Origin of the sequence: Streptomyces graminofaciens (genome assembly GCF_030294945.1) — a bacterium.
GTDB lineage: Bacteria > Actinomycetota > Actinomycetes > Streptomycetales > Streptomycetaceae > Streptomyces > Streptomyces graminofaciens.
Window position 1 is genome coordinate 3,256,002 of the sequence record NZ_AP018448.1, and the last position, 12,383, is coordinate 3,268,384.

Annotated in this window: 7 protein-coding genes and 1 tRNA gene; 2 read left to right on the plus strand and 6 right to left on the minus strand. The window is 70.2% G+C overall.

All coding sequences use genetic code 11. From position 1 onward, the window contains the following. Positions 1 to 7 precede the first annotated feature (7 nt). A complete protein-coding gene (locus SGFS_RS14030; RefSeq protein WP_286250362.1) occupies positions 8 to 1,378 on the plus strand; it encodes a glycoside hydrolase family 43 protein in 1,371 nt (456 codons plus the stop codon). Positions 1,379 to 1,685: 307 nt separating this feature from the next. Here the strand turns inward: SGFS_RS14030 and fusA are convergent, their stop codons facing one another. The 6 genes from fusA to sucC all read right to left on the minus strand — a co-directional run bounded on the left by fusA (position 1,686) and on the right by sucC (position 10,553). Next, a complete protein-coding gene (fusA, locus tag SGFS_RS14035) occupies positions 1,686 to 3,767 on the minus strand; it encodes an elongation factor G (protein ID WP_286250363.1) in 2,082 nt (693 codons plus the stop codon). 405 nt (positions 3,768 to 4,172) lie between these two features. Next, complete coding sequence (locus SGFS_RS14040; RefSeq protein WP_286250365.1) at positions 4,173 to 6,362, minus strand: alpha-galactosidase; 2,190 nt, start codon at positions 6,360 to 6,362, stop codon at positions 4,173 to 4,175. A gap of 168 nt (positions 6,363 to 6,530) precedes the next feature. Next, positions 6,531 to 6,615, minus strand: a tRNA-Leu gene (locus SGFS_RS14045). A 175-nt stretch (positions 6,616 to 6,790) separates the two neighbouring features. Further along, on the minus strand, positions 6,791 to 8,386 hold the full coding sequence (locus SGFS_RS14050) for an aldehyde dehydrogenase family protein (protein ID WP_286250368.1): 1,596 nt from the start codon (positions 8,384 to 8,386) through the stop codon (positions 6,791 to 6,793). Positions 8,387 to 8,493: 107 nt separating this feature from the next. After that, positions 8,494 to 9,411, minus strand: coding sequence for a succinate--CoA ligase subunit alpha (gene sucD / locus SGFS_RS14055; protein WP_286250370.1), 918 nt, complete (start codon positions 9,409 to 9,411; stop codon positions 8,494 to 8,496). Positions 9,412 to 9,422: 11 nt separating this feature from the next. After that, complete coding sequence (sucC, locus tag SGFS_RS14060) at positions 9,423 to 10,553, minus strand: ADP-forming succinate--CoA ligase subunit beta (protein WP_286250371.1); 1,131 nt, start codon at positions 10,551 to 10,553, stop codon at positions 9,423 to 9,425. Between the two features lie 143 nt (positions 10,554 to 10,696). Here sucC and SGFS_RS14065 point away from each other — a divergent pair, with 143 nt between their 5' ends. Beyond that, entirely contained in the window at positions 10,697 to 12,382 is a 1,686-nt protein-coding gene (locus SGFS_RS14065; protein ID WP_286250372.1) for a thiamine pyrophosphate-binding protein, read from the plus strand. The last annotated feature ends 1 nt before the right edge of the window (position 12,383 follow it).

The window sequence follows — 12,383 nt, forward strand, 5'->3', positions numbered from 1 at the left end:
ACGAGCGTTGAACAGAACCCTCAGGGCGGTCCTCGCCCTGCTCACCTCGGTGGCCGCCCTGCTGGGCCTCACCACCGCCCTCGGCGGCTCGGCCACGGCCGCGGCCCCGCCCGCCGGGCAGGCGACGCGGTACACCATGACCGCGTTCACCAACAGCAGCGAGTCGAACATGTACGTCTACGACTCGCCCGACGCGACCGGCTTCACCCTCCAGAAGGGCCCGGCGTACACCCCGCCCTCCGGCCTGATCCGCGACCCCAGCATCTTCAAGCACACGGACGGCTACTACTACCTGACGTACACCACCCGCACCTGGTCCGCGCTGTCGACCACCATCGGCTTCGCCCGCTCCACCGACCGTGTCAACTGGACCTTCCTGTACGACTACACGGTCCCGATCAGCGGTCTGCAGCGCGCCTGGGCGCCGGAGTGGTTCGTCGACAGCAACGGCAGCGTCAACATCATCCTGTCGGCGTCGATCGCGGCCGACGGTGAGTGGATCTTCAAGCCGTACAAGCTGACGGCGACGAACTCCTCCCTCACCGCCTGGTCCACGCCGACCCTCCTGTCGGGCATCGGCCCGAACTACATCGACACCTTCATCGTCAAGATCGGCTCGACGTACCACGCGTTCACCAAGAACGAGACGACGAAGTACATCGAGTACGCGACCTCCTCCAGCCTCACCGGCCCGTACACCATCCAGAAGACGGGCAACTGGGCGGGATTCGGCTCCGGAATGGAGGGCCCGGCGCTCGTCCAGCTCGACAACGGTGGCTGGCGGATCTACTACGACGCCTACGGCGCCGGGAAGTACTGGTACAGCGACAGCTACGACAACTTCGCCACCTGGTCGACCCCGACCGAACTGCCGGGTCTCACGGGCTTCGTACGCCATCTGACCGTGCTGAAGGAGACCGTCTCCGGCGGCGTCACCCTGCCGACGAACACCACCCGGTCCCTCCAGTCCGTCAACTACACGAGCCGCTACGCCGTGGCCCGCTCCGACAACCTCGGCTACGTCGACCCGGTGACGTCCTCCAGCACCACGGCCGTCAAGCAGAGCGCGACGTTCACGATCGTGCCCGGTCTCGCGGACTCCAACTGCTACTCGTTCCGCAACTCCTCCGGCCGCTACCTCCGGCACTGGGACTTCCGGGTCCGCTTCGACGCGGACGACGGCACGACCGTGTTCGACAAGGACGCCACGTACTGCGCCCGCCCGGGCACGACCTCCGGCTCGGTCCGCCTGGAGTCGTACAACTACCCCGGCCGCTACATCCGCCACTACAACTACGAGCTGCGTGTGGACCAGTACCAGGCCACGGACACGTTCCGCGCCGACAGCTCCTTCACGGCGGTGAACCCCTGGGCATGACGGCCCTGCCTTCCTGAGAGCACCCACGAGCGCCGGGCGGGCCGGACATTCCGGCCCGCCCGGCGCTCGATCAACACCGCTCGGCACTCGGAAGCCGAGCCCACCACACCCACCCCGTCCGACGCTGGAAACCGGATGCCCCCAGCCCGTCCGGCGTTTGAGGACGAGGCCGTTCAGGCCGAAGCGGGGGGCTGGGGGCGGCAGCCCCCAGGGATGGGACGGGTAGGGGCGGCGGGGGCGAGAAAATCCCCCGCCGCCAGCCGGACGCCGAACGCCGAACGCCGAACGGGACGGTACCGACTACCGACTACCGCGTCGCCACCGCGCCAGGCGCCGGCACATACCCCGCAGGCCGAGCCGTGAACGTCCCCCGCCCCTGCGTCCGACTCCGCAAACGGGTCGCGTATCCGAACAGCTCAGCCAGCGGCACAGTCGCGGTGACCACCACGGCCCCCGCCCGCGCAACCGACTCCGACACCCGCCCACGCCGAGCCGCCAGATCACCGATCACCCCGCCCACGGCATCCGCAGGCACACTGACCGTCACCTCGGCAACAGGCTCCAGCACCGCCATCGCACCGACACGCATGGCCTCCCGCAACCCGAACCGCCCGGCCGCACGGAACGCCATCTCCGAGGAGTCCTTGGAGTGAGTCGCGCCATCGGTCAGCGTGACGCTCACCCCGGTCACGGGGTGCCCCCCGAGCGGCCCCTCAGCGAGCGCGTCACGACACCCGGCCTCCACCGCACGAACGAACTCCTGCGGCACACGCCCACCGACGACGGTGGACCGGAAGGCGAACCCGGTGGCCGCACCGCCGACACCGTCGACATCCGCCGCCAGGGGCGCCACGTCGAGGACGACATGCGCGAACTGCCCCGCCCCACCGTCCTGTTTGACGTGCCGGTAAACCAGCCCGGACACCCCTCGGACCATCGTCTCGCGATAGGCCACCCGAGGCCGCCCCACCCCGACCTCCAGCCCATGTGTCTGCCGGACCTTCTCCACCGCGACCTCCAGATGAAGTTCGCCCATGCCCGACAGCACGGTCTGCCCGGTCTCGGGATCGGTCCGGACGACCAGCGAGGGGTCCTCCTCGACCAGCCGTACCAGCGCCGACGCCAGCCGCTCGGTGTCCGTACTCCGGCGCGCCTCGACCGCCACGGACACGACCGGTTCGGCGACGGACGGCGGTTCGAGGAGCAGCGGCGCCGTCGGTGCGCACAGCGTCGTCCCCGCGCGGGCGGTCTTCAGCCCGACCAGGGCGACGATGTCGCCGGCCACGGCCCGGTCCAGCTCGGCGTGCCGGTCCGCCTGGACCCGCAGGATCCGGCCGATCCGCTCACCGCGCCGCGTACCCGCGTCCATCACCACGTCTCCCTTCCGGATCGTCCCCGAGTACACCCGTACATAGGTCAGCCGCCCAGTGGCCGTCGCGTTCACCTTGAACGCCAGGGCCGCGAACGGCGCCTGCGGGTCGGCGTCCCGCTCCTGCTCCACTCCGGCGTGCGTACCGCGTACGGCGGGCACGTCGACCGGCGAGGGCAGATAGGCCACGACCGCGTCGAGCAGCGGTTCGATACCGCGGTTGCGGTAGGCGGAGCCGCACAGCACGACCACACCGTCGCCGGTACGGGTCAGGTCGCGCAGCGCCGAGGCCAGCGTGTCCGCGGAGAGCGTGTGCTCCGCGCAGAACTCGTCCAGTGCCACGGGATGGAGTTCCGCCACGGTCTCCTCCAGCCGCCGTCGCCGCCGGTGCGCCTCGTCCCGCAGGTCGTCCGGCACCGGCTGCTCCTCGACCACGTCACTGCCGTCGGCCCAGACCAGCGCCCGCATCCGCAGCAGATCCACGACACCGGTGAACCCGTCCTCCGTGCCGATCGGCAACTGCACGACCAGCGGGGCCGGATGCAGCCGCTGCCGGATGGACTCGACCGCCGCGTCGAGGTCGGCACCGGCGCGGTCCAGCTTGTTGACGAACGCGATCCGGGGTACGCCGTGCCGGTCCGCCTGCCGCCAAACCGACTCGCTCTGCGGCTCGACGCCGGCGACCGCGTCGAACACCGCGATCGCGCCGTCGAGCACCCGAAGCGAACGCTCCACCTCGTCGGCGAAGTCGACATGCCCGGGGGTGTCGATCAGATTGATCCGGTGACCGTCCCAGTCACAGCTGACGGCGGCCGCGAAGATGGTGATCCCGCGGTCGCGTTCCTGAGGATCGAAGTCCGTGATGGTCGTGCCGTCATGGACCTCGCCACGCTTGTGCGTGGTCCCGGTGAGGTACAGGATCCGTTCGGTGACGGTGGTCTTCCCGGCGTCGACGTGGGCGAGGATGCCCAGGTTGCGGACGGCGTTCAGGACGCGGGTGGGGTTGAGGTCGTTGCGCATGGCCCATGGCCTTTCGAGTGCTCTGCGTCAGGGCAGTTCGGGCAGCGCGATTCCCGGGACGGACCGGACGACCTGTCGCTCCGTCACGGGGACGGGAGTCGAAGTCGAGGAAGGTCAGAGATGCGTCACGGGCATCCGGTACCGGCCGCGCAGCGGGCACCGGACCGACGAGGACACGAGGATCACCTCGTACTGGGAACGGGGAACGACGACAGCGGTGCGGTCACACACGGCCGGGCTCCCCTCAGTCAGTGTTCGTCACTCGTCACGAAGAGCGCGCCGCATACTCGTGCGGCGCGCGATGTGCAGCGAGTCTAGGGAAGCCGACGCCGACGGAGCACGCTATTTATTCCTCCGGCCCGGATGCCCTCACCGGCCCCGATGCCTTCACCGAGTCAGCTTCCCTCACCGGCCCGGATCGATGGCGACGAGCACCGCCGACCGCTCCTCCGGCAACCCCACCCGCAGGACACGCCCGCCCTCGTCCCAGTCCAGCGTCGTAGCCGCCCCCGCCTCGAACAGCACCCGCGGCCGTCGCCCACCCCCGACCCACGGCAGCGGCACGGTCACCTGCTCCGGCGCCCCGTCCCGACGCCACAGCGCCAGCAGGGTCGTACCGTCGACGGCCGTGAGCGCGAGGGCGAGCAGCCCGTCACGCCACCCCGGCAACCCCAGGGGCCAGCGCGGACGAGCCCCCGGGAGCAGCTGCCGATAGCTCTTGTACGTCTCCAACGCACGTCGTACGAGGTCCAGTTGGGCCTCAGTCAGCAGATCCGGACGTCCGCTCAGGTGCACCCGGCCGAGCATCGCGGACACCAGCACCATGCCCAGCTCGGCGTCGGTGTGCTCCGGCAGCGGGTACGCCCAGACGGCACCCTGCTCCGGGGTGACGGCCGTGGGCGCGGCGGCGGCGATGGCGGGCAGAAGCCGGAAGTCCTGCTGATCGGTGACGGAGTGGATGGGCAGTCGGGACAGCATGGCCTGGTCCGTGCGGCTGCCGCCTGCCGCGCAGCTCTCCAGGACCAGGGTGGGATGGCGGTCGAGGACGCCGTCGAGCCAGTCGAGGTAGGCGCGGTTGTGACCGAGCAGCCCGTCGCCGACGCTCTGCCCCACCACACCGTCGGTCCCCGCGCCGATGTCGATGTTGTAGTCGAGCTTGAGATAACCGACCCCGTACTCCCGTACGAGGCGGTCCACGACCCCGTCGAGATGGGCGCGGGCGGCCGGGTGCCGAAGGTCGAGCTGGTGACGGCCCCACTCCACGACCCGTACGCCGTCCCCGCGGAAGAACGCCTCGTCGGGGAGCGCGGCGGCGATCGGGCTGCGTACGCCGACGACCTCCGGCTCCAGCCACAGACCTGGCACCATGCCCGCCGCCCGGATCCGGTCCAGCACCTCACCGAGTCCCCCGGGGAAGCGGGACGCCGACTCCTCCCACGCACCGACCGCGTCCCACCAGCCGGGCACGCCGCCGGGGCCGACGGTGCCGGGCGGCTCGGCGTCGTACCAGCCGGCGTCGATACAGAACACCTCGGCACCGGTGGCGGCCGCCGCGTCCACCAGCGGCAGCAAGGCCTTGGTGGTGGGTTCGCCCATGAGGCTGTTCATGAAGTCGTTGAAGACGACGGGCAACCGCTCGTGGTCGGGGTGCGGACGGCGGGTGGCGCGGCGGTGCTCGGTGAGCGCCGCGAGCGCGGCCTCGAAGCCTCCGGACGGTACGAGGGCGACCGCGACGGGGACGGTTCGGAACGACTCACCGGGCGCGAGACGGCGGCGCCACTGGTGTTCGCGGTCCGTGGGCCCGGACAGGGCGAGATACACGTCGTCGAAGCGGTCGCCGAGTTCGGCGTGCCAGGAGCCGTTGTGCTCGATCTGCCACATCAGGGCGCGGCCGGTCGCCGTCTCCTGAACGCAGCCCATCGGCAGGTGCTCGGAGGAGGACCATGACCCGGTGCTGGTCACGGCGACCCGGTTCTTCGACCCGGTCTGTCCGAACGGCACCATCCCGACGTCGTACAGCCCTCGCTCGGCGAGCGTGGCCCGCGCCCACCGGAACTCCCCGCTCCACGGATTGGCGGCCAGCCACAACGCCAGCCCGTCCTCCCAGCGCTCGTCCTCGGGCAGCCGACGGGCGAGGTTGGAGAGAACGAAGGAGGAGACGTACTCCAGGGTGACGGGCTGGTCACCGACGTTCTCCACCTGCGCCTCCGCATGCAGCACGGGCACGTCACCGCGCAGGGTGTACAGGGCCGTGACACTCAGTCCCCCGACTGCGTCGGACATACGGACCCGCAGAGTCCGCACCGCGCCGCCGTCGCCCGAGCCCTCCTCGTGCCCGACGTAACGCAGCGCCCTCGCGGCGGCGCCGTCCACATGCCGTTTGCCGGAGGTCCCCAGCCGGCCCCCGCCCGTGGTCTGCACCTCGACCAGCGGCAACGCCCGGTGCGTCAGCCACGCGCATACGTCGGGTTCGCGCACGGGGTCGGGCATCGAGGCCACGTCACCGGCGGCCAGCAGCCGCGCGGGGCCCTCCTGGCCGAGGTCGATGAGCAAGGACAGCGCGTCGGATCCCCAGCGAAGGTGGGACGTGGACATGGGTGGGGCACTCCAGAGTCAGAACAGGGAGCAGAAAACGTTTACTGACGAGGGTGACCGTAGCCCCCGACCCGATGGATCGCAAGGGAGGGCGAGGGAAGGGAACACAAACGACGGAAGGGAACACAAAAAACCGCACCGACCGGGAATCGGTCAGTGCGGTGAAAGTGTCCGAGGGGGGACTTGAACCCCCACGCCCGATAAAGGGCACTAGCACCTCAAGCTAGCGCGTCTGCCATTCCGCCACCCGGACTAGGTGTCTGCCGCCTTGCCAGGGGTGTTCCCCGCGGCGACATGGACAACAATACCAAGCTTTCGGAGTGCCTTTCACCTGCATATCCGGGCCTCTGGCGGGGCCGCGCGCACCTCTCACGGGCAGGCGCGCGCGACCTCACCGGGGGTGATCGGGCGATCACGAACCGGCCATGTCAGGCCACGGAGGGCATGAGGTGGTACTCGGGGAAATTCCCTGGGAGCCGCTCCCCCGCGGGGCCCTGCGTGACCGCCTTCACCAGTAGCTCGCCACCGACGAAGGCCCCGCGCCAGGACGCGCCGAAGCCGCCGAACAGCTCCTCGCGGTCCCCGCGCGAGCGGGGGGCGCCATGGCCGACCTTGAACGCGCGGATCTGCGGGGCGAGCCGCTCGTAGGTCGCCCGGTCGTCGGTGGACAGGGTGGCGACGAGCGCGCCGTTCGAGGCGTTCATGGCGGCGAGCAGCTCGGCCTCGGTGTCGACCAGCACGATCGTGTCGACCGGGCCGAAGGGTTCCGCGTGGTGCAGCGGTGAGGACGGCGGCGGGTTCAGGAGCGTGACGGGCTGGACGTACGCCCCCGTGTCCTGACCCGGCAGGAAGCGCGCCTCGGCCGACCTGCCCCGGTGCAGCGGGACGGCCCCGCGGTCGATGGCCTCGGTGACCTGGTCGGTCAGTTCCTTGGCCTTGGCCGCGTTGATGACGGGACCGAAGTCCAACCGCGGGTACGGGTCGTCGGGGTGCTCCACCGCCAGGGGGTGGCCGACCCTGAGGGTGCGGACCGCCGGGAGGTACGCCGCCAGGAACTCGTCGAACAGCTCACGCTGGACGACGAAGCGCGGGTACGCCGTGCAGCGCTGTTTGCCGTAGTCGAAGAGTTTGGGGACGACCGCGGTGAGCGCGTCCCAGTCGGTGTGGTTCCAGATGCCCCAGGTGTTCAGTCCCTCCTGTTCGAGTACGTGTCGTTTGCCGAGGTCGGCGACTGCCGTGGCCACGGCGGCGCCGGTGTCGCGGCCGCCGACGAAGGAGACGCAGCCGATCTCGGGAGCGCGGACGAGCGCCTCGGACAGCTCGCCTCCGCTGCCGCTGACAAGGGTGACGGGGATCCCTTCGCGTGCGGCGAGCGCACCGGCCAGGGTGAGGCAGGAGACGCCGCCGTCGGTCGGGGTCTTGGCGATGACCGCGTTCCCTGCCAGTGCCTGTACCAGCATTGCGTGAACGAGCACGCTCATCGGGTAGTTCCAGCTGGCGATGTTGGACACCGGACCGTCCAGCGGGACCCGGCCCTCGACCATGGGCTCGATGCCGTCGACGTACCAGCGCACCCCGTCGATGGCCCGGTCCACGTCGGCCTGGGCGAGCCGCCAGGGTTTGCCGATCTCCCAGACGAGGAGGAGGGCGAGGAGTTCACGGTGCTGGGTGAGGGCGTCGAGGGTCGCGGCGACCCTGGCGCGGCGTTCGTCGAGAGGGACGTGGCGCCACGCGCGGTGCTGGTCGAGCGCGGCGCGTACGGCGTGGTGGGCGGTGGGGCCGTCCAGACGGGGCGGGCCCGCTATGGGGCGGCCGTCGACGGGGCTGGTGGCGGGCAGGACGCGGCCGTCGGCCTGCCAGGAGCCGTTCCAGAGGTTGAGGACGCGGTCGTCCCGGAAGGCCTCGGGGGCGACCGCGAGGCAGCGTTGCCAGGCGTCGTTCCAGGATGTGCCTGATTTGAGGGTGAGGGTGGTCGGGGTGGTCGGGGTGGCTGGGGTGGCTGGGGTGGCTGGGGTGGTTGCCATCGGGTTGCTCCGCTCTCGGTGCACAGTCGGGGGCGGGGTCGTGCATGGCTGTTGAGCACGTCGGCGAGACGCAGCGTCAAGTCACCGCGTCTCGCCGACGAATGAGGTCACGCCTCCTCGTCCAGCGCGGCGAGTGCGAGGCGAGCGGTCTCGGTCGGCGTGCCGCCCACGCGTACGCCTGCCGCCTCCAGCGCATCCTTCTTCGCCTGCGCGGTGCCGGAGGAGCCGGAGACGATGGCGCCCGCGTGGCCCATGGTCTTGCCCTCGGGAGCGGTGAAGCCGGCGATGTAGCCGACGACCGGTTTGGTGACGTGGTCGCGGATGTACGCGGCGGCCCGTTCCTCGGCGTCACCGCCGATCTCGCCGATGAGGACGATGAGTTCGGTGTCGGGGTCGTCCTGGAAGGCGGCCAGGCAGTCGATGTGGGTGGTGCCGACGACGGGGTCGCCGCCGATGCCGACGCAGGTGGAGAAGCCGATGTCGCGAAGTTCGTACATGAGTTGGTAGGTGAGCGTGCCGGACTTGGAGACCAGGCCGATGCGTCCCGGTTTGGTGATGTCGGCGGGGATGATGCCCGCGTTGGACTGGCCGGGGCTGATCAGTCCAGGGCAGTTGGGGCCGACGACGCGGACGCCCCTGGCCTGCGCGTACGCGGTGAAGGCGACGGAGTCGTGGACGGGGATGCCCTCGGTGATGACGACCGCGAGGCCGATACCGGCGTCGGCGGCCTCGACGACCGCGCCCTTGGCGAAGGCGGGCGGGACGAAGACGACGGTCGTGTCGGCACCGGTCGCCTCCATACCCTCGCCGACGGAGCCGAAGACGGGCACGGCGATGGGGGCGCCTCCCAGGCCCTCAAGGCAGTGGGGGACATCGAAGTCGACCGTCTGCCCGGCCTTGCGGGGGTTGACACCGCCGACGACGTTCGTGCCGGCGGCGAGCATGCGGCGGGTGTGCTTCATGCCCTCGCCACCGGTCATGCCCTGGACGAGGACCTTGCTCTCCCGGGTGAGGTAAATGGCCATGTCCGGTCTCCTCAGGCTGTGTCGGCGAGTTCGGCGGCCCGGCGCGCGGCGCCGTCCATCGTGGCGGCCTGCTGGACCAGCGGGTGTGCGCGCTCGTCGAGGATCGCGCGACCGCGTACGGCGTTGTTGCCGTCGAGGCGGACGACGAGCGGTTTGGTCAACTGGACGGCTTCCAGGGCCCGCACGATGCCGTCGGCGACCGCGTCGCAGGCGGTGATGCCGCCGAAGACGTTGACGAGGACGGACTTCACGGCCGGGTCGGAGAGGATGACGGAGAGCCCGTCGGCCATGATCTGGGCCGACGCTCCGCCGCCGATGTCGAGGAAGTTGGCGGGGCGGGCGCCGCAGCCCGCGACGACGTCGAGGGTGGACATGACGAGACCGGCGCCGTTGCCGATGATGCCGACCTCGCCGTCCAGCTTCACGTAGTTGAGGCCCTTCGCGGCGGCGGCCGCCTCCAGCGGGTCGTCGCGGGCGAAGCCCTCGTCTCCCCAACGGGCCTGTCGGAAGCCCGCGTTGTCGTCGAGGGTGACCTTGCCGTCGAGGGCGAGGATCCGGCCCTGTTCCGTGCGGACGAGCGGGTTGACCTCGACGAGAAGGGCGTCCTCGCGGATCAGTACCTGCCAGAGCCGCACGAGGACGTCGACGGTCGTCGGCGGCAGGCCCGCCGCTTCGGCGATCTCGGCCGCCTTCGCCGAGGTCACACCCTCGACGGGGTCGATGGGAATGCGGGCCACGGCCTCCGGCCTGGTCGCCGCCACCTCCTCGATCTCCATGCCGCCCTCGGCCGAGGCGATCGCGAGGAAGCGGCCGGCCGCGCGGTCGAGGACGTACGAGACGTAGAACTCGCTGTCGATCGCGACGGGTTCGGCCACCATCACCTTGTGGACGGTGTGGCCCTTGATGTCCATGCCGAGGATCTGCCGTGCGGTCAGTTCGGTGGCGGCGGGGTCGGCGGCGAGCTTCACTCCGCCGGCCTTGCCCCGCCCGCCGGTCTTCACCTGGGCCTTGACGACGACGCGTCCGCCCAGCCTGCGGGCTATTTCGCGTGCTTCCTTGGGCGAGTCGGTGACCTCGGCCCGTGGCACGGAGATGCCGTGTTCCTCGAAGAGTTCCCTTGCCTGGTGTTCGTACAGGTCCATTCCGGCTCCTGACTCAAAAGTGCCGCACGCCCCCTGGACACCACCCATCGGATGCGGGATAACAAGCTTCATACAGTATTCGTCGACTGTATGCAATCAACCGCGAGAGCGTTCCAACCCCTACGAAGGGACAGGACTTCGCCATGCCCGACGGCAACAGCCAGGACCTCATTTCCGGTGGTCACCTCGTCGCCAAGGCACTCAAAGCGGAGGGTGTGGAGGTCATCTACACCTTGTGCGGCGGCCACATCATCGACATCTACGACGGCTGCGTCGACGAGGGCATCGAGGTCGTCGACGTACGCCACGAGCAGGTGGCCGCGCACGCGGCCGACGGCTACGCACGCATCACCGGCAAGCCCGGCTGCGCGGTCGTCACCGCGGGTCCGGGTACGACCGACGCCGTGACCGGTGTCGCCAACGCCTTCCGCGCCGAGTCCCCCATGCTGCTGATCGGCGGCCAGGGCGCGCACACGCAACACAAGATGGGGTCCCTGCAGGACCTGCCGCACGTCGACATGATGACGCCGATCACCAAGTTCGCGGCGACCGTGCCGGACACGGCGCGCGCCGCCGACATGGTGTCGATGGCGTTCCGCGAGTGCTACCACGGCGCGCCCGGCCCCTCCTTCCTGGAGATCCCGCGCGACGTCCTGGACGCCAAGGTGCCCGTGGAGAAGGCACGGGTACCGAAGGCGGGCGCCTACCGGGCCTCGACCCGCTCGGCCGGCGACCCCGAGGCCATAGAGAAGCTCGCCGACCTGCTGGTGCACGCCGAGAAGCCCGCGATCCTGCTGGGCAGCCAGGTGTGGACGACCCGCGGCACCGAGTCCGCCATCGAACTGGTGCGTACGTTGAACATCCCTGCGTACATGAACGGCGCCGGCCGCGGCACGCTCCCGCCCGGCGACCCGCACCACTTCCAGCTCTCCCGCCGCTACGCCTTCTCAGGCGCCGACGTCATCGTCATCGTCGGTACGCCCTTCGACTTCCGCATGGGCTACGGCAAGCGGCTGTCGCCGGACGCGACCGTCGTACAGATCGACCTCGACTACCGGACCGTCGGCAAGAACCGCGACATCGACCTCGGGATCGTGGGCGACGCCGGGCTGGTCCTGAAGTCGGTGACCGAGGCGGCCTCCGGGCGCATCAACGGGGGCGCGTCGAAACGCAAGGAGTGGCTCGACGAGCTGCGCGCCGCCGAGCAGACCGCCATCGAGAAGCGGCTGCCCAGCCTGAAGTCCGACGCCTCGCCGATCCACCCGTACCGGCTGGTCAGCGAGATCAACGACTTCCTCACCGAGGACTCCGTCTACATCGGCGACGGCGGCGACATCGTCACCTTCTCCGGTCAGGTCGTGCAGCCCAAGTCACCCGGGCACTGGATGGACCCTGGCCCCCTCGGCACGCTCGGCGTCGGCGTCCCCTTCGTGCTCGCCGCCAAGAAGGCACGGCCCGACAAGGAAGTGGTGGCCCTCTTCGGTGACGGCGCCTTCTCCCTCACCGGCTGGGACTTCGAGACCCTCGTCCGCTACGACCTCCCCTTCGTCGGCATCGTCGGCAACAACTCCTCCATGAACCAGATCCGCTACGGCCAGGCCGCCAAGTACGGCCTGGAGCGCGAGCGGGTCGGCAACACCCTCGGCGACGTCCACTACGACAAGTTCGCTCAGATGCTGGGCGGTTACGGCGAAGAGGTCCGCGACCCCGCCGACATCGGCCCCGCGCTGCGGCGTGCTCGCGAGTCGGGCAAGCCGTCGCTGATCAACGTCTGGGTCGACCCGGACGCGTACGCCCCCGGAACCATGAACCAGACGATGTACAAGTGAG